This window comes from Bartonella sp. AP36NXGY (genome assembly GCF_042195865.1).
In the GTDB taxonomy this organism is placed as follows: domain Bacteria; phylum Pseudomonadota; class Alphaproteobacteria; order Rhizobiales; family Rhizobiaceae; genus Bartonella.
The window spans coordinates 53,981-77,054 of record NZ_JBHIPD010000006.1 but is presented as its reverse complement, the minus strand read 5'-3'; the positions used below and the strand labels follow the sequence as shown (position 1 = coordinate 77,054).

The 23,074-nt window shown below is 34.1% G+C and carries 19 protein-coding genes, 1 tRNA gene and 1 pseudogene; 14 read left to right on the top strand and 7 right to left on the bottom strand.

Going from position 1 to position 23,074, the window contains the following annotated elements:
- Nucleotides 1-84: 84 nt before the first annotated feature.
- Nucleotides 85-1,218: an ABC transporter substrate-binding protein gene (locus ACFINX_RS04080; RefSeq protein ID WP_273791030.1), complete on the bottom strand. Its 1,134-nt coding sequence runs from the start codon at nt 1,216-1,218 to the stop codon at nt 85-87.
- Nucleotides 1,219-1,541: 323 nt separating this feature from the next.
- On the opposite strand from ACFINX_RS04080, the gene ACFINX_RS04075 reads away from it, so the two are divergent.
- From ACFINX_RS04075 to ACFINX_RS04060, 4 genes are all read left to right on the top strand, one after another.
- Nucleotides 1,542-2,117 (top strand): cold-shock protein, encoded by a 576-nt coding sequence (locus ACFINX_RS04075; protein ID WP_273791031.1) that lies wholly within the window; start codon nt 1,542-1,544, stop codon nt 2,115-2,117.
- Nucleotides 2,118-2,368: 251 nt separating this feature from the next.
- Entirely contained in the window at nt 2,369-2,881 is a 513-nt protein-coding gene (locus tag ACFINX_RS04070; protein WP_375668372.1) for a DUF192 domain-containing protein, read from the top strand.
- Entirely contained in the window at nt 2,878-3,651 is a 774-nt protein-coding gene (locus ACFINX_RS04065) for an alpha/beta fold hydrolase (protein ID WP_375668371.1), read from the top strand. Before ACFINX_RS04070 ends, ACFINX_RS04065 begins: the two co-directional genes overlap by 4 nt.
- Nucleotides 3,652-4,270: 619 nt before the next feature.
- Entirely contained in the window at nt 4,271-4,483 is a 213-nt protein-coding gene (locus ACFINX_RS04060; protein WP_375638411.1) for a DUF3126 family protein, read from the top strand.
- Nucleotides 4,484-4,527: 44 nt separating this feature from the next.
- Here the strand turns inward: ACFINX_RS04060 and radC are convergent, their stop codons facing one another.
- Genes radC through sfsA form a run of 3 tightly spaced genes read right to left on the bottom strand, consistent with a single transcriptional unit; the run spans nt 4,528 to nt 6,879 of the window.
- On the bottom strand, nt 4,528-5,322 hold the full coding sequence (gene radC, locus ACFINX_RS04055) for a DNA repair protein RadC (protein ID WP_375613419.1): 795 nt from the start codon (nt 5,320-5,322) through the stop codon (nt 4,528-4,530).
- 17 nt (nt 5,323-5,339) lie between these two features.
- On the bottom strand, nt 5,340-6,170 hold the full coding sequence (gene map, locus ACFINX_RS04050; RefSeq protein WP_375611923.1) for a type I methionyl aminopeptidase: 831 nt from the start codon (nt 6,168-6,170) through the stop codon (nt 5,340-5,342).
- Nucleotides 6,163-6,879, bottom strand: coding sequence for a DNA/RNA nuclease SfsA (gene sfsA / locus ACFINX_RS04045; protein WP_375668370.1), 717 nt, complete (start codon nt 6,877-6,879; stop codon nt 6,163-6,165). The genes map and sfsA overlap by 8 nt, the downstream gene beginning before the upstream one ends.
- A gap of 303 nt (nt 6,880-7,182) precedes the next feature.
- On the opposite strand from sfsA, the pseudogene ACFINX_RS04040 reads away from it, so the two are divergent.
- The 4 genes and pseudogenes from ACFINX_RS04040 (at nt 7,183) to ttcA (ending at nt 10,771) form a co-directional block, all read left to right on the top strand.
- Nucleotides 7,183-8,020 (top strand): annotated as a pseudogene (locus ACFINX_RS04040) (RNA methyltransferase).
- Entirely contained in the window at nt 8,013-8,840 is an 828-nt protein-coding gene (gene murI / locus ACFINX_RS04035; RefSeq protein ID WP_375611921.1) for a glutamate racemase, read from the top strand. Before ACFINX_RS04040 ends, murI begins: the two are co-directional and overlap by 8 nt.
- Nucleotides 8,841-9,010: 170 nt before the next feature.
- Nucleotides 9,011-9,628 (top strand): 30S ribosomal protein S4, encoded by a 618-nt coding sequence (gene rpsD, locus ACFINX_RS04030; protein WP_273722651.1) that lies wholly within the window; start codon nt 9,011-9,013, stop codon nt 9,626-9,628.
- A 267-nt stretch (nt 9,629-9,895) separates the two neighbouring features.
- On the top strand, nt 9,896-10,771 hold the full coding sequence (gene ttcA, locus ACFINX_RS04025) for a tRNA 2-thiocytidine(32) synthetase TtcA (protein ID WP_375634106.1): 876 nt from the start codon (nt 9,896-9,898) through the stop codon (nt 10,769-10,771).
- Between the two features lie 532 nt (nt 10,772-11,303).
- Here the strand turns inward: ttcA and rimO are convergent.
- Nucleotides 11,304-12,617 carry a 30S ribosomal protein S12 methylthiotransferase RimO gene (rimO, locus tag ACFINX_RS04020; protein WP_375668369.1) on the bottom strand — a complete coding sequence of 438 codons (1,314 nt, stop codon included), beginning with the start codon at nt 12,615-12,617 and terminating at the stop codon, nt 11,304-11,306.
- A 460-nt stretch (nt 12,618-13,077) separates the two neighbouring features.
- Entirely contained in the window at nt 13,078-13,782 is a 705-nt protein-coding gene (gene lexA / locus ACFINX_RS04015; RefSeq protein WP_375650318.1) for a transcriptional repressor LexA, read from the bottom strand.
- 1,193 nt (nt 13,783-14,975) lie between these two features.
- On the opposite strand from lexA, the gene ACFINX_RS04010 reads away from it, so the two are divergent.
- Both ACFINX_RS04010 and ACFINX_RS04005 read left to right on the top strand, forming a co-directional pair.
- Nucleotides 14,976-15,051 (top strand) — tRNA-Lys (locus ACFINX_RS04010).
- 538 nt (nt 15,052-15,589) lie between these two features.
- On the top strand, nt 15,590-16,489 hold the full coding sequence (locus ACFINX_RS04005; RefSeq protein ID WP_375668368.1) for a septal ring lytic transglycosylase RlpA family protein: 900 nt from the start codon (nt 15,590-15,592) through the stop codon (nt 16,487-16,489).
- Between the two features lie 532 nt (nt 16,490-17,021).
- Here the strand turns inward: ACFINX_RS04005 and ACFINX_RS04000 are convergent.
- Nucleotides 17,022-17,183: a DUF4102 domain-containing protein gene (locus ACFINX_RS04000; RefSeq protein ID WP_375668367.1), complete on the bottom strand. Its 162-nt coding sequence runs from the start codon at nt 17,181-17,183 to the stop codon at nt 17,022-17,024.
- Between the two features lie 870 nt (nt 17,184-18,053).
- Between ACFINX_RS04000 and ACFINX_RS03995 the strand changes: the two genes are divergently transcribed.
- The 4 genes from ACFINX_RS03995 to ACFINX_RS03980 all read left to right on the top strand — a co-directional run bounded on the left by ACFINX_RS03995 (nt 18,054) and on the right by ACFINX_RS03980 (nt 22,573).
- Nucleotides 18,054-19,064, top strand: coding sequence for a radical SAM protein (locus ACFINX_RS03995; RefSeq protein ID WP_375668366.1), 1,011 nt, complete (start codon nt 18,054-18,056; stop codon nt 19,062-19,064).
- A gap of 159 nt (nt 19,065-19,223) precedes the next feature.
- Complete coding sequence (locus ACFINX_RS03990) at nt 19,224-21,008, top strand: MFS transporter (RefSeq protein ID WP_375612536.1); 1,785 nt, start codon at nt 19,224-19,226, stop codon at nt 21,006-21,008.
- Nucleotides 20,998-21,612 (top strand): hypothetical protein, encoded by a 615-nt coding sequence (locus ACFINX_RS03985; protein ID WP_375613858.1) that lies wholly within the window; start codon nt 20,998-21,000, stop codon nt 21,610-21,612. Before ACFINX_RS03990 ends, ACFINX_RS03985 begins: the two co-directional genes overlap by 11 nt.
- A complete protein-coding gene (locus tag ACFINX_RS03980) occupies nt 21,581-22,573 on the top strand; it encodes a hypothetical protein (protein WP_375613859.1) in 993 nt (330 codons plus the stop codon). Before ACFINX_RS03985 ends, ACFINX_RS03980 begins: the two co-directional genes overlap by 32 nt.
- Nucleotides 22,574-23,074: the final 501 nt, after the last annotated feature.

The following is a 23,074-nucleotide window of genomic DNA, read 5'->3' as shown; positions in this document are numbered from 1 at the left end:
TAGGACAATAAGAAATTTCTAAGTTTTTGGTTGAGAAAAAGATCCTCAACCAATTCTTGCATTTTAATAAGCACAACTTTTTAATTAAAAAGCAGGTTTAACTTCTTCTAAATAAACACGTTTTCCATCCTGTATTTTAATGATACCAATAGGAATTTTAGGATTATGATTTTCATCCATTGACATATCCCCAAAGGGGGTAGGAAAATCTTTTAATTGGCTAAGTGCGATAGTAATTTTTTCACGATCAGTGCTACCAGCATTTTCAATAGCCTTCATGAACATCATATAACTCGTGTATCCCAAAACAGAATTGATATTTGGCTCTTTGTCTGGGTAAGCTTTTTTCCATTCTTTTGTGAATTCTTGCGCAGCTACTGACATATTTGGCATATCCTCACTATAGGGAAGTGTCGTATGTAAGAAACCTTCTGCAGCTTTTCCTGCAATCGTAATGGTTTCTGGATTATCCATAGCATCTCCACCCATAATTTGAAATTTAGCCCCTAATTCTCGTGCTTGTTTCATGATGATAGCACCTTCAGAAAAGTAAGATGGAATGAATAAGATATCAGGTTTCTGGGCGATAATTTGCGTGAGAACAGCTGAAAAGTCCTGATCTCCAGAATTATAATTTAAATTTGAGATAACTTCACCACCTAATTTTTTGAAAGCACGCGTAAAATAACTTGCAAGACCAATAGCATAATCGCTTGAAATATCTTTAAGGATAGCAGCCTTTTTTGCGTGTAAAGTTTGGCTTACATAAGTTGCGATTCCTACTCCTTGATAGGAATCAATAAAGCAAGCACGAAAGTAATATTTTTTACCCTGTGTAACAAGGGGACTTGTTGAGGACGTTGCAATGGTTGGAGTCTTTGCCTTTTCAGATATTTCACCACCTGCTAACGAGAGCGAAGAACCATAGCTACCAATGATTCCACTCACTTTTTCACTTGCTGTTAAACGCATAACAGCATTAGCCGCTTCTACTTTATCAGACTTATTATCAATAATAACAAGTTCTACTTTACGTCCTAAAATTTCTGGAACTTTTTTATGGGCTAATTCTATACCTCTAATTTCAAGCTGACCTCCAAATGCATTTTGACCACTTAATGGAAGATAAACACCAATCTTAATAGGTTCACTCGCATAAACATTTGCTGTAAATGCCATAAATGCTGCGATTATCGTAAGGATTTTCTTCAATTGCATTGCGCATTTTCCTTAATTGAATTGTCGTTTTTTCACCTTATATTGAACTTCTTCATCATGCAAGTTACACATTAATCAAAATATCATTATGTAAAAAAACTTTTATATGATCTCTTTTGTAGGGCACTTCTTGTAAGGTATGTAAAGTGTACAATCAAATAGTTTTATAAATATTCACGTTGATATTCTCTGACATTAACATAGAAGATACGACAATGTGGGGAAATCTTATCTTGGGGCTTGCGTGTTGATACAAGAGCAATGTTTACTTAAACCTAGAGAATCAATATCGTACAATTTATAAGCTACAGGATCACGTTATTATGACGAGTAAGGATGCATTAAAGGATTGTTCCCCATCTGAGGATAGTATAGGTGCTTGTGGGGAGATTATCGAAATCAGTGGTGTCATTAAGTGGTTTGATGGTAGTAAGGGGTATGGATTTATTGTACCTGATTTACCTCATTTCCCCGATATATTATTGCATGTTACAGTAATGCGAAGGGATGGTTTTCAAACAGCTTTGGAGGGAGCTAAAGTCATTTGTGCTGTGGAAAAAACTGAACGAGGATTAAAGTGCGTTCAGGTGAAATCCATAGATTGTTCTTCAGCAATCCATCCATCAGAAGTTCCAGCCCGTACCCATGTTGTTGTTACTCCAGAAAGTGGACTAGAACGAGCAATTGTTAAATGGTTTAATCGTGACAAAGGATACGGTTTTCTTAGCCGTGGGCAAGGAACGGAAGATATTTTTATTCATATGGAAACATTGCGCCGTTTTGGTTTAGCAGAGCTTCGTTCGGGTCAAGTTGTTCTTGTACGTTTTGGTAAAGGAGAAAAAGGTTTAATGACAGCAGAGATTTATCCGGATATAGGCATTCCTTTAGCTACGCATTAAATTTCACGAGTGAAATCAGTGTGTTTTCTATATTTTTAAAGGTGATTGTTTCATAAATTGCTATAGAAGTAGATTTTTAAAGAAAATATAGCTCTCGTGAATCCATAAACCAAATGAAGAAAATTGTGCATATTACGTTGAAAGAAACTAGAAAATAACAAGGAAGCAATTCTCTTGTTTTTTGACTTTTAAACTCTGGTACTTTTTATTTTATAAACAAAATTTAAAATTTTTCTCTGGTGGAGACAAGAATGTTAAAGCCTTTTAAAAAGGAGTATATTGTTTTATTGGTGATGCTTTTTATGTTAGATATGCCTGTTGTTGTAGCAAAGGAGCCCATAGAGATTCCTGTGCATCCGATTCCTTTAGAAATACATACAAAGCAAGGTCCGGTTTTTTATAAGGTAGAGATTGCTTTTACGCCATCTCAAGCAGCAGCTGGTTTAATGTATCGAACTGATTTTCCACGCGATCGTGCAATGCTCTTTAAGCAGCTAAAAAGTTATCCATCGGGAGATGAGCAGAAAATTTTTATGTGGATGGCAAATACGCCTTTACCTTTAGATATGATTTTCTTAAACTCTGAGGGAATTATTGTATCGATTATTGAAAATACTTCGCCACTTTCAACAAATACCATTTCATCAGAAGTTCCTGCAGCTTTTGCACTTGAAATTAACGCTGGTGAAGTTTCTAAAAAAAAGATACAAAAAGGACAACGTGTTATTCATCCTGTACTTTGTGGAAAGTGCAATAAAAAATGACCGCTGAAGATATTCGTTTTTTTGAATATAATGGTTTGCGATTTGCTTATCGAGAAGAAGGGCAGGGCGCGCCTATTTTGTTGATCCATGGTTTTGGATCTTCTGCACGGGTGAATTGGTATGCAACGGGTTGGTTTCGTATTCTCACTGAAGCAGGATATCGTGTTATTGCTCTTGATAATCGCGGTCACGGAGATTCAGTTAAAAGTTATGATCCTATCTTTTATACACCTCAAGCTATGGCTGGCGACGCAGTAAAGTTACTGCAGCATTTAGAGTTATCTAAAGCTCATGTTATGGGATATTCTATGGGAGCTCGTATTAGTGCTTTTATGGCTCTTTTGCATCCAACATATGTGAACAGCGTTATTTTTGGTGGTTTAGGTATTGGTATGGTAACGGGAGCAGGAAATTGGGAGCCTGTGGCTGAAGCTCTTCTAGCGGAAGATATTTCTACCATTACCAATACGCGCGGTTTAATGTTCCGTAAATTTGCAGATCAAACGAAAAGCGATAGGCGTGCTCTTGCTGCTTGTATCATTACATCAAAACAGGAGTTAACGGCGTCTGAAGTTTACAAAATCAAACAACCAGCACTTGTTGCCGTTGGTTCATTAGATGAAATTGGCGGTGATGCAGAGCCATTGGCAGCCTTGTTGCCTTGTGGTGAAGCTTTATCAATTCCTGATCGAGATCATATGCTTGCTGTAGGCGATAAAGTTTATAAAAAAGGCGTTATCGATTTTCTTTCTCGTTATCCTATAAAATAAGAACTCTTCATAGCTTTTAGAATTTACAGAAATACCCAATATTTTTATTTCGTATAAATTGAAAAAAGCTTATTAAAAATCTTTCTGTTATGACGTAAGTTTTTATAAAAAATGAAAAGAAAAATAAACTCTTATTAGCTTATTTTGTATATTTTCCAGAGAGGTAATTCTTCTAAGATTAGATAATTATACTTTAAAGGTTATTAAAAAGAATTATTTTCGAATGATGTAATAAATATTTTTTGCTAAAAAATGTAGTTTTAAATAAAAAAATATTTTTATTTGTATTTTTTATAAAATAAACAAAATTATAAATTATTGATCAATTTATTCTTACGAATATGCATTTTAAATACAGATGCTAAAATTGGAGATAAAGTAAAATTATTAAAAATATACAGTTTTTTTTTGCCATTTTTTAATCTATACGGGTATATTTAATAATGATAGACTCCTTTTGTAAACGTTCTTTATGAATGTATAAAGAACGTTGTGAATATATGTAATATTAAGTAAATATTCAGATTATGCTTTTTTACTGACTTTACAGAATCATAAGAGTGTCTTATTTGCACGACACGCAATTATTTTAATCGTTTCAAAAAAACAGGAGAGCATAGTGAATGCTGATGAAATAAAAAAACTTGATAATTATTTTAAAAATATATTCCAAAACTCAGCATTGCAAGTCAGAGCACGGCCTAAAAAGAGTGATTCTTGTGAGGTTTATATAGGAGATGAGTTTTTAGGCATTATCTATCGAGATGAAGATGAAGATGAGCTCTCCTATAATTTCTCAATGGCTATATTAGATATTGATTTAGAAAATTGATTCGTTATTCATAGTTGAATGAAGTCTTTTTTATCCCATAAGATTTATATAAGTTTTAACGCTTTAAAACTCGTATGGTTATTTCGTGCAATAATAAGATGGTCATGGATAATAATGCCTAATGCATTTGCTGCATCTTTTAATCTATATGTCATTGTTATATCTGCATTAGAGGGGGTGGAATCGCCAGAAGGGTGATTGTGGACTAAGATAAGTCCTGATGCGGATAACTCTAAAGCTCGAGAAATAACTTCACGAGGATAAACAGGGGTATGATCAATGGTTCCAGTTTGTTGCACCTCATCAGCAAGTAAGCCGTTTTTCTTATCAAGAAACAAAATACGAAACTGTTCACGTGTTTCGTGAGCCATAACAGCTTTACAATACGCTAACACTTTATCCCATGATGAAAAAATATCGCGCTTAAACAATTGCGCACGAGCAAGACGTCCAGCAACATCTGAAATAATTTTTAAATCAACTGCAGTGGCGGGACCACATCCTGGAATTTCTTGAAGTCGGTGAATATCCGCTCCCAACACATCAGCTAATGAACCAAAACGCGCTATCAAATTTTTAGCTATGGGTTTTGTGTTTGCACGGGGTATTGTGCGAAAAAGCAATAATTCAAGATATTCATAATCTTCAATTGCATTTCCTTTTGACTTTAAATAGCGCTTCCGAAGACGTTCACGATGGCCTTGATAATGTTTATGAAGCTGTGCGTTTTTCTGAGGCTCTTCACTTTTTCTTTCTGATACTGGGGTGAGTGGAGAACTCGATGTTAATGCAAAGTGATTACTTTGAGTATCTTCCTTTTGATTTAATTTTTTAGCCATAACATCTCTACATTGCGTTAGGTATGGGAATTTGGAATATAAAAAATATTTTTAGGAGATTGTGTAAATATTTCATACCCTTCATTTGTAACACCAATTGTATGTTCATATTGTGCTGTCAGAGAGCGGTCACGGGTAACAGCAGTCCAACCGTCAGATAAAATCTTAACTTGTGGTTTACCAAGGTTAATCATAGGCTCAATTGTAAACATCATACCTTGTTTTAATTCAACTCCTTCTCCAGGATTTCCATAATGGAGAATATTGGGAGCATCATGAAAAAGCTGGCCGATACCATGTCCGCAAAAATCTCTCACAATTGAACAGCGTTCAGATTCTGCATACTGTTGAATGGCTGCCCCAATATCACCTGTCGTTGCTCCAGGCTTAACGACAGCGATTCCTTGCATAAGACTTTCATAGGTTATTTTTAGCAAGCGTTCTGCGGCACGCCTAATTTTTCCAACAGGATACATTCGGCTTGAATCCCCATGCCAACCATCAAGGATAAAGGTTACATCAACATTTACAATATCACCTTCTTGCAAAGGTCTTTTATTGGGAATGCCATGGCAGACAACGTGATTGATAGATGTACAGCATGAATGGCTGTATCCATGATAATTTAGATCAGCAGGAAGTGCTCCTCGCTTAGCTCCAAAAATAAATACAAAATCATCTATTTCTTGCGTAGTAACGCCCGGCTTAATAATATCTGTAAGCGCATCAAGGCATTCTGCAGCAATACGACCAACTTCACGCATTTTAGCAAAAGCATAATCATCGAAAATGCGGATTTTTCCATTAAATTTTAAAGGGATTTTATTATATTCGATATACTCAGTCATTGTTTCTTCTATTTTCTATTTTTACTCTCTGAATCGGAAAAATGCCTTCTACACTTACATGACACTTTACAGCATAACATTCTACTCCTGATTTTAATGCTAAATCAAACTTACGTCCATAGAGTGGATCAAGATCATGACAAATTGTAAAAGCTGAGCAATCTTCTCGTTGAATAATATAAAGCATAGCAGCTCGTTTTCCTTGTTGTACAACTTCTATGAGCTCATCAAGGTGACGTGCACCACGTTTTGTTTCGCTATCAGGAAATTCTGCTAATCCTTTCTGACGAATAAAATGAACATTTTTGACTTCTAGGTAACAATCAGGAAGAATGTCATCACGTAAAAGAAAGTCAATTCGTGATTGTGTCCCATAGCGTTGTTCTTTTAAAATTGTTTTATATCCATTTAATTCTGGTAGTAATCCATTTTGAATTGCTTCTAACGCAAGTTTATTGGGTAAAGACGTATTAATGCCAACCAAAGTATTATCGGCTTCAATAATTTCTAATTGATAGGCATATTTTCGTTTGATGTTGTTATGATAAGAAAGCCAAATATTGGTGTTGAAAGCTGTTAATCCAAGCATTGATCCTGTATTAGGTACAGACACGGTGAGGACATGCTGATCATCTTGTTGAACATCCGCAAGGAAACGTTTATAACGACGGATAAGCTTTGCAGGAAAAAGTTTGGGCATAAAGTGCATATCCCTTTTTTAGGATTTATGATTTCATAATTCAACTGAGATTATGATTTATAGGGGCTGTTCCCTATTTAAAAAGATAAAATTGATGTAAAAAACGCTACGATATCTTATATAAATTGTTATAAATTCCATCGTTCACTTTAATGGCTTTTAAAATTTATTATTAGGTTTAGAAACTATTATCTTTGAATGAAAAGATAGATTATCTATAAGTTATTATTAAACAGCATTAGAGTATTGTGAAAAAGGTTTCGTAAAAAATAGTGGAGAGGGAGATAGTTTAAGTGAAACTAGGTAAAATTGATGGCAGGAACGAATAGGAATCGTGAAAATTTAACAAATGGTCCCATTATTATTTTAGTTGAACCGCAGCTTCCTGAAAACATTGGTATGGTCGCAAGGGCAATGGCAAATTTTGGGCTTTCTAAGCTTCGATTAGTCAATCCTCGAGAGATGTTTCCAAATGAAAAAGCTAGAGCTGCTGCGAGTAAAGCTGATCATGTCATTAATAATGCTGTGATTTTTAACACATTGCGTGATTCAATTGCAGATTTACACTATGTTTTTGCCACAACAGCACGTGAAAGATGTGGATTTAAAACTGTAAAAAGTGCTGTCGAAGCAGCAAGCGTATTACGTCAGCGTGAAAGTATCGGACATAAGACTGGGATTGTCTTTGGAAGAGAGAGATGGGGACTAGAAAATGATGAAATCAGCCTTGTTGATGAAATTATTACTTTTCCAGTTAATCCTGCTTTTGCGTCACTTAATATTGCGCAAGCGGTTCTTTTAATGTCTTACGAATGGATGAAAGCTGGTTTAGAGAATGTCAGCGATACGGCATTTCGTGCAGCAGAGATGGAACCTGCAAATAAAACAATATTCCATGGTTTTTTATCTCAGTTAGAAGAGGCTTTGAATATCCGTGGGTATTTTAGACCACCAGAACGTAAAGAAGTAATGCTTGCAAATTTGCGCTCTGTTTTTACGCGCGCTAACTTTAGTGAACCTGAGGTTCGTTTATTGCGAGGCATTATATCTTCTTTGGATCATTTTTCGCCACAATATCCACGGGGGAGTAGAGCACCGGAAGAGCGTGATCGTAAAAAAATTAAAAATAAGTGTGAAAACTAATGGATGAACGACCTGTTCTTTTTTTTGATAGCGGTATTGGTGGTTTAACAGTGTTCAGGGAAGCGCGTATTCTTATCCCCGACATGCAATTTATCTATGTTGCTGATGATGCAGGATTTCCTTATGGAAATTGGAAAGAAAATATTTTGAAAGAGCGTATTTTGAAGATTTTTACAAATCTTTTAACACGTTACAATCCAGCTTTATGTGTGATTGCTTGCAACACTGTTTCTACACTGATGATAGCAGATTTACGACAGAATTTTCCTCATGTCCCTTTTGTAGGAACGGTTCCTGCAATTAAATCAGCTGCTGAACAAACAAAATCTGGTTTTATTTCCGTATTAGCGACTCCTGGAACAGTTAAACGTGCTTATACAAATGAATTAATTAACTCTTTTGCTGGACAGTGTCATGTTCAGCTTGTGGGAAGTAAAAAGCTGGCTGGACTTGCTGAAGATTATTTACGGGGAAAATCTATCGATTCAGAAGAGTTAAGAAAAGAAATCTTGCCATGTTTTGTGGAAAAAAATGGACAATATACGGATGTTATTGTTTTAGCCTGCACACATTATCCTTTTTTGATTAATTTCTTTCGTGAACATGCTTTATGGTCCGTTGAGTGGATTGATCCGGCGAAAGCGATCGCCAAACATATCAGATCTTTATTACCATTGTCGGGAAAGATACACCATCAATATATAAAGAAATATCAAGATTTTGCGTTGTTGACATCAAAAAATATCACTTCTTTAACGGAGAATTTGTTTAAAGGATTTGGCTTAAAACTCATGAAAGGAGTTGACTTTGGGTTACGAGACCAATAATGATGATCTAGCTATTTTTTCAAGAAAATAGCATTAATTGACGTGTCCCGTGGATAACTTTGCATATTGATATGTTAAGGTATTCTGTCAGTCTTTAGTATTTAAAGGCAGAGGAGGGCGCGTTTCCTTGGGGTCTTAAGATCTCGTGTTTTATTTTATAAGGAAATGCGATGAGTAAACGCGAAACAACAAAGTATAAAATTGACCGTCGTATGGGAGAAAATATTTGGGGGCGTCCAAAATCTCCTGTCAATCGTCGTGATTATGGTCCAGGTCAGCATGGACAGCGTCGTAAAGGAAAACTTTCTGACTATGGGGTGCAGTTGCGCGCTAAACAGAAATTGAAAGGGTTTTATGGAGATATTTCAGAAAAACAATTTCATAAAACCTATGAAGAAGCTGCCCGTCGACGGGGCGATACTGGTGAAAATCTTATCGGTCTGTTAGAATCACGTTTGGATGCTGTTGTTTATCGTGCAAAATTCGTACCTACGATTTTTGCTTCTCGCCAATTTATCAATCACGGTCATGTTAATGTCAATGGGCGGCGCACAAACATTCAATCTTATCGTTGTAAACCAGGTGATGTTATTGAGGTTCGGGAAAAATCGAAACAACTTGTTTTAGTGTTAGAATCAGTGCAATTGGCAGAACGTGATGTCCCTGATTATATTGAAGCAGATCATAAACAGATGAAAGCAACCTTTACACGTATTCCTGCTTTTGCAGATGTTCCTTATGCTGTGCAAATGGAACCTAATCTGGTTGTTGAATTTTATTCTCGATAATTTTTCTGTAAGAGAAATTGTTTCTCTCTTCTATTATGATAACTTCAAAATATTGTGTTATTCTTACAATATTTGAAGTTAATAAGTTCTTTTTGTAAATGGTTCTATATTAAGTTTATTGCTATGTTTTATAGTCATAAATTTGTATAGTTCCATTTCTTTTTTGTGTATCTAATTTATAAATTCAAAAAACATAGATGTAAGCTTGCTTTAATATTTGTTTTTATCTTTGCAAAACGAGCCGTTTATTGTGCAGGATATGGTATTATGAATGATGTTTCAGTTGAATATCAGGCAATAGAAGAAAACAAAGGGAGAGATGATCCTTTAATAAGCGAAGCAGATAATTGTCATCCAATGTTTCGTGTTGCTCCTTCAAGCGTAGAATTTAATAAATTGCGCAAACGACTTTTACGTCATATGCGACAAGCTTTGGATGATTTTTCTATGCTCTCTACAGGGAAAAAATGGCTTGTTGCTTTATCGGGTGGAAAAGACTCTTATGGTTTATTAGCGCTTCTTTTAGACTTAAAGTGGCGAGGTCTTTTATCCGTTGAAATTCTAGCCTGTAATCTTGATCAAGGGCAACCAGGATTTCCTAAGCATATTCTTCCAGACTTTTTAAGTTCTTATAAAATTCCATATCGTATTGAATATCAGGATACTTATTCCATTGTTACAGATAAATTGGCAGAGTCGCAGACATATTGTTCACTTTGTTCTCGATTACGACGTGGTAATCTCTATCGTATTGCACGTGAAGAGGGATGTTCTGCATTAGTTTTAGGTCATCATCGTGATGATGTTTTAGAAACATTTTTTATGAATTTGTTTCACGGTGGCCGATTAGCTGCCATGCCTGGAAAACTTAAAAATGATGAAGGAGATCTTTTTGTATTACGTCCTCTTGTTTATGCTGCTGAGGAAGATATGGAAAAATTTTCTCAAGAAATGCAATTTCCAATTATTCCTTGTAATCTTTGCGGTAGTCAAGATGGATTACAACGTAATGCAATGAAAGAAATGCTGAAAAATATAGAAAGACAAATGCCAGGACGTAAAGATACGATGATTCGCGCTTTAACAAATGTACGCCCAAGTCATTTGCTTGATAAGAAATTCTTTGATTTTAAAACGTGTTAATAAAAATTAGATATTTTAAAAATAAGTTTAAAGAGTTTAAGATAAGAGACTTATTTATAATGATAATTTATTTTTTTCATTTAAATATCGTCAGATTGTTTTGTTTCAAATTCTCTTATATTGCAACCATAAAAAACATCCGTTTGCATATCACAAAGGAAGTTCTTGTGTGCATAAAACACTCTTGAAAAAAGTTTCCTTTCACTAACCAATGACTGTCGTAATATGAAAAATGGGAAAATAGTACGGTTGTCGATTTGCTCTTTTGTTAATTAAAAATGGTGAGCCTTGTGGATTTTATTCTTTTGCGCCGCCGTCACCGCCATTTAAAGCTCATTTTAAGGCATTAAATTAAGAGAATATATAACTGCTTGGTGTTTTGGGAGTGTATAGCAAACATTCAGAGTAAGGATTGCTCATAAATTCTCATGAAGTAAGTCACATGATCGGTTCTTGTTATGAAAAGTCGCTTTTTTATAAACTAATGCTGATAGAAATCTTCATCATTGAGGACAGGGAAGGAGTTAAATTTTTAAACTGCTATACCATAAAGGTCATAGGCATCCGATTGTTCGATTTTAACGGTGACAAATTCACCAACACGCAGTGGGCGTCGTGATGATATATGGACAACACCATCTATTTCTGGAGCATCGTACTGACTACGTCCTTTGGCAACTTTTCCTTGACTTTCATCGATAAGCACTCGGAGTCTTTTTCCAATTTTTTTCTTTAAAAGATGTGTAGAAATTTGTTGTTGTTTTGCCATAAAACGATGCCAGCGGTTTTCTTTCACCTCTTCAGGAATATTTTCTAATCCCAAATCATTTGCGGCAGCTCCTTTTACTTCTTCATATTTAAAGCACCCCGCGCGTTCAATTTTTGCTTCTTCTAGCCATTCTAGAAGTATATTAAAATCTTCATTCGTTTCACCAGGAAAACCAACGATAAATGTTGATCGCAAAGTAAGATCTGGACATATTTTCCGCCATTTTTTAATTCTACGGTTTGTTTTTTCCATAAGTGCGGGACGCTTCATGTGACGCAAAACAGTTGGTGATGCATGCTGAAAAGGTATATCCAGATAAGGAAGAATTTTTTTTGCAGCCATAAGTTCGATAACTTCATCAACATGGGGATAAGGATAAACGTAATGCATACGTACCCAAATACCCATATCGCCTAGTTCGCGACAAAGATCAAAGAATTTAGTTTTGATTGTACGATCTTTCCAAGAATTTTCGAGATATTTAAGATCAACACCATAAGCACTCGTATCCTGTGAAATAACCAAAAGTTCTTTTACACCCGCTTGCACGAGTTTTTCAGCTTCACGAAGAACATCGCTGATGGGACGTGAAGTGAGATCACCACGCAGTGTAGGGATGATACAAAAACTACACCGATTAGAGCATCCTTCAGAAATCTTTAAGTAGGCGTAATGGCGAGGTGTTAAACGAATACCTTGGGGAGGAACTAAATCAAGAAAAGGATCATGAACAGGAGGAATTGCTGTATGAACAGCTTCTATAACGCTTTCATAAGCTTGCGGTTTTGTAATAGCCAATACATTAGGATATGTTTGGCGAATAGCATCAGGATCAGCACCAAGACACCCTGTTACAATAACTTTTCCATTTTTTTTAAGAGCTTCATCAATATTGGCTAACGATTCTCTCCTTGCCGAGTCAAGAAAACCACAGGTATTCACAATAACGACATCAGCTCCTTGATGTTGACGTGAAATCTCATACCCTTCAGAGCGAAGGCGTGTAATAATTCGCTCAGAATCTACGAGTGCTTTTGGGCATCCGAGGGAGACAAAACTAATACGAGGTGCTACCATGATGATCCTACAATTACTATGAATGATTGAGTTACGCTTTTATTAATTTAAAAATAATGTTCTTTGTTTTTATACCTATGCAATACAATCTGTTACAAAGTTATTTGATTTTTTTCTACAAAATTTTATGTGTTTGTATGCATGCATACAATTTTGTCTTATTATATCGTAAAATTCCGTTATTGAGGATGATGATATAAGAAAGCTTCCTTCAAAGCATTTAAGTTCTTTTCAAAGTACGTGGTGAATATTTTAAAACTTACTTGTCAAGCCTTGCATTAAGTGAAGAACATGGAGGGAAGGGAAAATTAAACCCGCTCGATAAGGATCTGGATTGTTTATAAACCGAATTGGGGGCATCCTTTGGCTGTGGAGAAGAAGTCAATTGCGTGTGGCACAATAAAAAAATACTCAACAGCTTCTTACTGCGATATCTATCGCGTACTATAAGGTTTATTTTTTAATATTTGCGAATAAGTCCGGTAAGTTTTCCTTGTATTTCTATACGCTCGGATTCGTATGTCCGTACTTCATAATGAGGATTTGCGGCTTCTAATGCAATAGAAGCTCCTTTGCGTCGATAACGTTTTAATGTGGCTTCTTTTTTATCAATAAACGCAACAATAATTTCACCTGTTATTGCTGTATTTTGACGTTTTACAATGATCGTATCTTTATCAAAGATACCAGCCTCCATCATAGAATCATCTTTAACTTCTAATGCGTAGTGCTCACCTGTATTAACCATATCGAGTGGAAGAGAAAGGCTGTTTATTTGTTGCAGTATAGCAGAGGCGGGTACGCTCGCAGAAATACGTCCCATAATAGGAATGGTGATATTTTTTTTTTCTTCTTCATCAAAGGGACTCAAGCTTTTTGATATTTCCCTTTTCTTTCTTTCTATCATACTGGGAGAAATTTTACGTGCTAAAGAAAGGTTAAATGTTATTTTCTCAGGAAGTCGAATCACCTCCACAGCACGAGCACGATTGGGCAAGCGACGTATAAAACCTCGTTGTTCTAAGGCTATAATGAGCTTATGAATACCAGACTTTGAAGAAAGTTCTAATGCATTTTTCATTTCTTCAAAAGAAGGAGGAACACCAGTTTCTTTTATATGGTTATGAATAAATAAGAGTAGCTCATACTGTTTACATGTTAGCATTCAACATTCCAATCAAAATAATAAAAATTAGTAAAGTAAAAATACATGTATATATAACACTTTTACAATTTTTTATCGCCAAATCAAAATTATTTTATTTGTTTTTGATCTTATCGTTTAATAAATCAATATGTTTATTTATAGATATATTTAAATTATTATTTATATACTGTATATATACATTAATATTAAATAATGTATAAATATACTTTATAGTTCTGACTGAATTATCCAACACTAAATTTTGTGACTAGTATTATCCTTTTCTTCTAAAAATATATCTACGTATTTTATAATTTTTGATATAAAAAAGTTAACTAGAAGGCATTCTATATATTCAAAACACTTAAAATAATTTTGCATACTGCATATTATTTCTGCTTTTTTATTCTTAGTAAAATTATCTACAGCTCTAATAGTGAGCATAATTTATAGTCATTCGGGATATTTTCAATGAGACTAAATTTTTGCTTCATATCTACTTGATTCTATAGGATAAATTGGCTTTCGTTATATATTCATTATACATGAATAAAAATCATACTCTCAAAGCCATTGTTGCTCATTGTTCCATTTTCAAGTCTAACGTGTCAACCGCTATATACTATTTCCATGAACCCTAATGTTGCGATAATTTTTGGTTATTGAAAGGAAGCATAAAAGGTATTTTCATTTCTTTTTTATAGTTTTATTCTCTCGCTTATATCGGTCAAGAAAATGCTTTTTATTGTTTCAATATAAAAAAGATTTGAAATGAGAAAAACTTACAGTATTTGAGAATTTTCACTCAAGTAAAAAGTAATAAATTATTATAAATCAATATATTATCTTATAAAGCTGTATTCATATTTGAGAATTGAACACTAAATATAAAGATATAAAAATAATATTATAATAAAAGGTATTTTTTCTTCTCTACCCATTATGCTCAACAACCCATGTGAGGGGAAGGGGGTATTGCTCATAATTTTAACGCTTCGAATCTATGCAATATTTTGCAGTGAAATTTTTCCTTTATTGAAACTTCAAAAAGAAGATTAAAGAGTACTTATACAATGATGAAGTAAAGGGGCGAAAACGGAAAATTATTGATAACTGAAGAAAATAATAATATTTTTTCCAAAAGGTGTTGACCAAATGGAAAGTCAACCGTATGTTCCCTTCACTTTCTGCAAACTAGATAGCTTGTGTGAGAGCGCGTAGCTCAGCTGGTAGAGCAACTGACTTTTAATCAGTAGGTCCAGGGTTCGAATCCCTGCGCGCTCACCAAATTTAAGTAATATCAATAGGCTATAAAAAATTTAAGAATCTTTTTTGTTTTGATTCTTTTTGAAGTTTTTATCGATTCTATAGTCTGTCATTTTCTATCAGCTGTTTTTGGAATAGAGCGGTGCTATGCTGTCTCCATTTTCAACAAACTTACGGATAGGGTTGTACCTGCGTTGGCAGCACATGCGGTTTCTAATTTTCTCAATCCATAGGTGGTTTTTAATACCCACTGCATTACATGATTCGCAAAACAGTTGCTAAAATCACCACTTATTCACACTTATATTATGAAATGAATTTTCTATAAGATGTTGATTTGTTTAAATTTTAATCTTTTTAACATCTACTATAGTACATTTATTTTGTATGAAAACCATAAAAAGGTTAACAATACGTTAATTTCTTGATAAAAGGGGCCAATTCAAGAGTGGTATATACGCGAGGGGAATCATTTAAAAACGTAAATTCTTCCGTTGCGTACAAAGAGCGTGACGTGGTTTTTACAGTAGTACTTAACAGAAATAAGTGGACTGAATAGATGCCTTCAAATAGAAAAAAGAAATTTACTTTTATGATTAAACCAACACTTCAATTGTTTTCTATGATCGTCATTTCTCAGTCACTGGTATCTTGTTGCGCAAGCCAAACTATGAATTTTTCAATAAAAGATTCCTATCATAATAAACCAATTAACGTAAACACTTCTGTACTACCTCAACAAGTCTCCAATAAGAAGAATCAATCGGAAGAAAAAAAGCGTGGACGAGCGATTGTTGGTAAACCTTATCAAATAAAAGGAAAGTGGTATTATCCTCAAAGTGATCCAACTTATAAACGTGTTGGCGAAGCATCATGGTATGGTTCAGATTTTCATGGACGTTTAACTGCCAACGGTGAAATTTATGACATGAATCTTTTGACTGCTGCTCATCCTACAATGCCTTTACCTAGCTATGCTCGTGTCACTAATTTGAAAAATGGATCTTCAATCGTTGTTAGAGTGAATGATCGCGGACCTTTTATGAAAGACAGAATCATTGATTTATCAAGGCAAGCTGCGACAATACTGGGGTATGTAGATAGGGGAGTTGCAGATGTTAAAGTAGAGTATATTGCTGAAGCACCTGTTGGCTATTATGATGGTGCATATTTAATGTCCTCTTATACTCCTGGAAATGCTGCCCCATATTCATTAGCGTCGGAAAATGTTGCGAAAAAAAGAGAAACTGTTTTGTTAAAAGAGCAGCGCAATACAAGGAACAAAAAAGAATTAGCTAAAGCAGCTGCTGTTGAACAAGAACAACGTAATAAAACTGTTGCAGTTAAATTGCCAGAAATTGGTCCTATCATGGTTGATAAGCCGATACCATTCGATCAAGTTGCTTCTATAAATAAGCTAAACAAAAAAACAAAGGTTAATTGGCTACAACTGTTTTAAGAAAAAATGCATTGATTTTTTATCTATATAATTTTCTAGTAAAAAAGGTAAGAAATTACGGATTTAGTGTAGGATTTTTATCTTAAAGCGCTTTGTCCTTTTCAAAAAGCGTGGTTGGATTCTATTATTATAAATTCAGTACGGCCTTTCCACTCCATTGCTGGTCTATTCGTCGTTTTATGATATTGCTTGCTTAATAAAGCGTGTACTTTTCTTGCTGTAATAGCTTTTGCTAGACGAAGGTAAATTATTGTGTCAGTCTGTTTGTGTAATCTCTAAAACAACTTGTACTCTCGATTTGAGAGGAATAAAAAGCTTAACAAGTAAAAAAATATTTTCTTTTGATTCGGCCTTGCATCTTTCTAAAGTATCTACGGTAATATCTTATGAAAAGATTATGCATTATCTCATGCTTTTGTTTATCATGTTCTTTAATGGAGTAAGTTCCCTCACGAAAAACAGAGCGTCTCAAACAAAATACACTTACATTGCCAATTCATGGACTTATTTAAAAGAGACATACTTTAACACGCTACAAGCCTATTTTACGACAGCCCCTGTGAATGGTATAACGATAAAGCCATTGAGCACCACCATCTTTATGCTTATGAAGAAGCAAGCCGGCACCATCATTATATTTGCCAGCCCCCAATGTTGCGACAGCCCTTGCATTAAGACGGTTCATAAGAGCCATTTTTAATCTTATACAAATTTTATCCACATACTCATCCCGCTTGTTATGTGCAAGCGAGTGGTTTTGATTGATTCAACATAAACAGGTTTGGAATGAGAGAATCTTGCGTTATTCGAGGGTCTAATTCAATATGAATAACGCTAGATTATCATTATAAATCAATATGATTGTATCTTTAATAAGAAATAAAAGTTTGTATTTTGGCGTCGAGTAGAACCTCTTTTAAAGGTAATTTCACCGCAAGTAGTAGTTCACAAAATTACAATTAAAACAGAAAAATAATTGAAAAATTTTTCTTCTGAGAAGCTGATTTACGCAACAACTATTCTTTATTTCAGCCCCAAAAAAACTTTTTAAAATTACTTGATAAAGCAGAGCATTGCATATTTCTTATTGCGATTGAAGTGAAATAGCCATTGAAATCAGGAATAACACTTTTTGAATGAACTTAATAATTAAAATGGAAATTAGCTGAGCACAAGAGTTTTTCGATTTATACCGGTATAGGCTAATTTGTTTTCCAAACTGAATATTGCGTAATACAGTTAAATTGACTTTACAATTATAAAGTTGTAGAATTTTAGACTTTTTATAAAATACTAATTGTCTTGAATATAAATAAAGTACATAATAACAATATGAGGGGGATATTATGTCATATAAAAAACCGCAGGTGATTGGCACTGTGAATAGTGCAACTTTAACTTGTTATAAACCATTGGTGTGAGATAGAAAAAAATAAAAAAGCAGGATAAGGGCGGTGCAGCGCCCTTATCCATTGTATTATTGAGAAACAATTTAGGAGGGGAAATGTTTCGTATTAATCTCGACGAGAATAGCATAACTAGATTAAATGATTTTTAGACTATTGTGCTTAATGATTCAGCTATAATTTTAATTGATTCAGCTTTTTTACAGAATCAGAAAATTGAAACTGTTGCGGCAAAGCTTAATGTAGAGACAGAGATTTTAGCATCAGATTTTTTAATCTTGTTAAGAGAACTAGAAAAGAATGGCTTTCTTTTAAAGAAGGAAAACTTGATTAGTGCGTCAGATTCGATTTTTGATCTTAAAAAATTATGGGTACCTGTAACACCTATTATACATATTATCCAGAATTGCAATAGCCCTTGTATCATGTGCGATTGCTGGAGGATTAAGGAAAAAAATTGGCATACTCCAGAAAGTTTAATACCCTTATTTAGAATGTTGAAAGAAAAAGGAGCTGCCTCAGTGATGCTTTCTGGGGGAGAACCTTTAATGCATCCGAAGCTTAAAGATATTTTATTAACGTTGAATGAACTAGGTCTGCCCGTTGAATTAAATACTAATGGCATCTTATTGCATAAAAATTTATGGATTTCACAGTATGACATAAAAGAAATTGTTATTTCTATGGATTCGACTAGTGTCCAAGGATATTATGATATACGGGGGGCGAATAAATTTGATCGCGTGTGGAAAAACATTGAAACAGTTAAGAATCTTCAACCTCTGCAAAGTATAGGAATAAGAGCGACAGTTACCAAAGAGATTCTAGAAAATATTATTAATTTTATCGATTTTTGTATAAGCAAAGATGTCGATTATATCGGATTCAGTCCGCTCGATACGTCGTCATTTAGTTTTTCTAGAAAAAATAATACAAAGGATCGATCTAAGGCTTTAAGAAACAAAACTCTTCCGCCAAACGCTTCACTTTTTCATTTGAGAGATGAATTATCAAGGAAAGAATCCCCCCTCCAGATTTATATAGATAAAAAGTTCCAAGAAAGGAAAATCTCATGGACGTCACAAAATTTTGTAAATTGTATTAATTATTACTTAGGCGAAAATTCTGCGTACGTTTCGTCGCCGTTAATGTGTTTATTTCCATTTTGATCCTTGGTATTGGACTATAATGGAGATTTAAAAAATTGCTTTTATTCAGAAGCTTTTGGGAATCTACAAATTATGAGGCAATAGATTGGTCTGCTCAAAGCGTTTTAAAATCTTTGAAAGAATCTGGCGCATGTAGCGGATGTCGTGGGAAGGTATTTTGTGGATAAGGTTAAGCAATTTAAGATTTATAGCGTTAGCAAGTCTACTGCTCTAGTGGTTGCTGTTTTACCACTTTTTTTGTCGGAAAAATTGCATTTGTCGCAAGCGGATATTGTTTTAATCGGTAGTTATTTTTTATTGCTTCCTTTGATCTTAGAAGTCCCCTTGGGTTTATTATCAGATGTTTATGGAAGTAAGCGCGTTATTTATACTGGGCTGTTTTTCTTTCTTTGCGGTTTTTTAGCTCTTTTTATGAATTATGCATATTTTGCTTACGCCACTTATTTGTTGTGTATCACATTAGCGGCCGCTTGTTTCTCAGGTGCGGAAGATAGTTTACTCTTTTCTGTAGTACCAAAGCATCGCACACTGTTTTCCGTTAAGTCCGAAGTGGCTGCTGTTACCTATAGTGTGACAACGGTACTTATTTTTTTAGGGGGAATACTTTATTATGTGCATCCTGCATTGCCTGTAATTTTTCAAATCCTTTCATTAATTTTTGCTATTTTTATGTTTTCAAAACTGACGAAGGGATTAGATAGTTTTCATATCAACGCTCATCCGAGTATTTTCACAGTTATGTGCGCCAGCCGTAAAGAAGTCAAAAACCCTTATCGCTTCACTCTTGTTTTTTTAAGTGCAGTTTCAGCTTTTGCTATTTTGGTTAATAATCGAACTGTTTCTATCGCATTTTCTGATTTTTTGCCATTTCAACCTGCTATTTTGGTTTCGATTATTTTTATCATTGGGAATTTTTTTTCAGCAAGTTCCAATATATTGTTTCAGAAGTATTTTTCAAAGTTTCAAAATCCTATTTTTCCCGTCTTAATGATTGGTTGTATGGTAACCATTGCTTTTTTTCTCATGTCATTTCAAATCATTGCGGCTCTTATATTAGGATTTTTACTGCTATGTGTTTTTAAATCTGCTTATCGATCTTATCTGTCGTCTCTTCTTATAAATTCACTGATTGATCCCAAAGCTATCGCGACTGTTTTATCATTTACAGCCATTATTACAGCTGTTGTATCCTTTGCATTCAGTTTTTTATACGGTCATGTTTTTTCAACATTCTGGCAAGCTAATTTGTGGTTGGCAGTGATTATGGCTGTGATTTTTGGGGTGTCTGCTTTAATTATTTTTGTCAGAAAACAAGAAATCATTTGGTTACAGCCTGAAAATGCACAATCGTCAAAACAACATTTCTTGAAACGCAAGCATCAAGAGTTTTGCTATGGGCAAATTTATCCGGAAGCATCGTGCATTAATGAAAACATCAAGGATGGCTCTTTTCGACAAAGTCTCTATCCTGCACCAAATTTGATAACACTTTGCGATGAAATAGTCGAATGGGAGTTTATCCGGGGTACTGTATTGAGCCAAATGGATTTGCTACATCAAAAGGCGATTATTGATCAAATCAATAAGATCTTTCAAGATCGATTAAGCAAGAATATAATCTTATCACATGGAGATTTACATCCTGATAATATCATTGTTACTTCTGATAGTTCTTTTATGGTAGTGGATTGGGATTTATGTCAAGAAGCCAGTCCGGAATTGGATATCTTAACATTTTTCACCAGTCCAAGATTATCTCTCAATTTAGAAGAACGGATAGACTATATTTCTCATTTGCTGTCTATATCAAAGGATGAAGCTTTACCAATGATAAAAGCGTTTGTGGCTAAAAAAATTTCTGATCTTTCTCTATACCAAAATATTTTCATGAAACAATTAGTATTGGATTATATGAACTTGAATAAGAAATTTCATGGGCGATAATATTGTAATTTGTAATGAAAATTGCAGTGCGGGCTGCAATCATTGTCCGTATTCGATGGAATATATGGTGAGAGATGACGCGTTGCCTGAATCTTTATATACAATAAATGACATAAAATCTGATTTTATTATTCTTTCTGGTGGAGAGCCTTTTGAGCTCGATTATGATTTACTTCATAAATATACTTGTATGTGTCTCATTTGCAAAAAATATTTTCGGATTGCAACAGGGGGGCACATCTATATTCAACCATATTTGAAGCTATTAAAGAGTAATCCGTTCTTTTTAGGGATACAAATAGGCACAGATGTTATTTCAGAGATAAGAAATCTAGACAGTAAAAAATATAAACAAACGTGGGTGCGTAACATAGAATGTATGAAAAAAGATAGCGTACCATATAGTGTGACGATTACTTTATCGGAGAGATTCGATTTGGCAGAAGTGTTAGCTCTAATACGTATCGCTACTCCCGAGTTCATTTTAGTTAATTTTGAAAATAGAAAAAAGTATGAGAATAGATTTCAGTTAAATATGATACGGGATTTTTTTTCTGGCTGTGAGATAAAATATGGATATACGCATCAGAGTTTACACCAATAAATATAAACTATCGGATTCTTTTCACAGTTCTTCTGGTGTGTTAGTTGAAAAAACAGAACTGATAATTTTATTTACTGCTCAGGATAAAGTTATTTCGCCCTTTGCTATGGAGTTGCCATTGTCACCTAGTCACGGAGAAATGCCGGACGATTTTATAAAATCTGTAAATGAACGATCAATAAATAAAAGTAAACACTTTGCAAATTCTTTAAGCTATTTCTTTGGGTTGGAAGATTTTTTTAAAAAAGTTGAAATGGCTAAAATTATTAATTCTGGATTAATGAAATCTATTAAAACGATAGGAATAGGTGCAATTATTGATGATGAGATACGTAATTACGATTTGATAAAATTGAAATCATCGAATCAGTATTTGGATGATACAATTGCAATTGTTAATGAAAACAAAAATGTAAAATTTATTATTGATTTCAATGCAAGTATTAATTTTGAGCAGTGGAATTATTTTATTGATAGGATAGATAAGAATAATTTGTTTGGAATAGAACAGCCTGTGAAATTTCCTTCAAAAATTCCAGATTTGGGTTTCTTAAATATCGCTGATGAGACATTCGTGAAATGTGGTTATGAAAAAATTCACGAATATGGCTATAATGCTTTTGTCTATAAGCCATTTGCAAGTAATATTAAAGAATTATATAAGTGTTTTGAGAATAAAAATAACTACGTTGGTATGGTTGGAAGTAATGTTTCAGGCCCTTTAGATTGTAGTTTTTGTAACATCATAAATCATTATATGCCTACCAAATTAGCAGGAAATCGTGCAAGTAATTTTGAAGCGCATCCGTTAAATAATAAAACTGAGGATTTAATGAGAATTCGAGAAAAAAAGATATCTCTCTCTGATGAATTGTTTATTTATCTTGATAAATTTTGCCAAAAGGTATCGGATTTGTATTTTGATATGAATCAATTAAAAGAAATTGCTACAAATATATAGTATTTCCCACTCTGAAGCAGCTATGTTTCGTGAATAGATATAGGACATACCGATGGAAGAACGATATGGTGCTTGTCTCATGTATCGGGATCTTATATACTAAAAGTGTCAAAGATGGTGGCAAAATTGGCTTTGATTTTTTTGATATTAGCAGTAATTTAAGCAGCAACTTGCCTTTTTTATTCAAGATTTTTGATGAGAAAGAATTATAGGTATTTCAGTTTGATGTAACTCAAAATAAGCGAACGGTATTTTTAAGCTTGATGTTTATTATAAAGCTGAGCTCAACCCCAATCAAAACAGTATGGCAGGTGGACTTATTATCTTACTTAAAAGGGGCTAGCTAAGAAGCATACGCTTGTTATTATATCGAATGTTCTCAATTTGCATTCGATTAAACTTACAAATCAAGATGGCTTTTATTCTAATATCATCAATACTGGGCTTTATAGATTAAACATTCAAGTCCAATAATTCGCAGAACAAATGAGCCATGCATCC

Coding starts and splice junctions, on each gene's coding strand:
- ACFINX_RS04070 (WP_375668372.1), top strand. CDS start 2,369: ATGTTAAAGCCTTTTAAAAAGGAGTATATTGTTTTATTGGTGATGCTT.
- ACFINX_RS04005 (WP_375668368.1), top strand. CDS start 15,590: ATGCCTTCAAATAGAAAAAAGAAATTTACTTTTATGATTAAACCAACA.
- sfsA (WP_375668370.1), bottom strand. CDS start 6,879: ATGCACTTTATGCCCAAACTTTTTCCTGCAAAGCTTATCCGTCGTTAT.
- rpsD (WP_273722651.1), top strand. CDS start 9,011: ATGAGTAAACGCGAAACAACAAAGTATAAAATTGACCGTCGTATGGGA.
- ACFINX_RS03985 (WP_375613858.1), top strand. CDS start 20,998: ATGGGCGATAATATTGTAATTTGTAATGAAAATTGCAGTGCGGGCTGC.
- ACFINX_RS03980 (WP_375613859.1), top strand. CDS start 21,581: ATGGATATACGCATCAGAGTTTACACCAATAAATATAAACTATCGGAT.
- ACFINX_RS04000 (WP_375668367.1), bottom strand. CDS start 17,183: ATGGCTCTTATGAACCGTCTTAATGCAAGGGCTGTCGCAACATTGGGG.
- lexA (WP_375650318.1), bottom strand. CDS start 13,782: ATGCTAACATGTAAACAGTATGAGCTACTCTTATTTATTCATAACCAT.
- ttcA (WP_375634106.1), top strand. CDS start 9,896: ATGAATGATGTTTCAGTTGAATATCAGGCAATAGAAGAAAACAAAGGG.
- ACFINX_RS04065 (WP_375668371.1), top strand. CDS start 2,878: ATGACCGCTGAAGATATTCGTTTTTTTGAATATAATGGTTTGCGATTT.
- murI (WP_375611921.1), top strand. CDS start 8,013: ATGGATGAACGACCTGTTCTTTTTTTTGATAGCGGTATTGGTGGTTTA.
- radC (WP_375613419.1), bottom strand. CDS start 5,322: ATGGCTAAAAAATTAAATCAAAAGGAAGATACTCAAAGTAATCACTTT.
- ACFINX_RS04080 (WP_273791030.1), bottom strand. CDS start 1,218: ATGCAATTGAAGAAAATCCTTACGATAATCGCAGCATTTATGGCATTT.
- map (WP_375611923.1), bottom strand. CDS start 6,170: ATGACTGAGTATATCGAATATAATAAAATCCCTTTAAAATTTAATGGA.
- ACFINX_RS04075 (WP_273791031.1), top strand. CDS start 1,542: ATGACGAGTAAGGATGCATTAAAGGATTGTTCCCCATCTGAGGATAGT.
- rimO (WP_375668369.1), bottom strand. CDS start 12,617: ATGGTAGCACCTCGTATTAGTTTTGTCTCCCTCGGATGCCCAAAAGCA.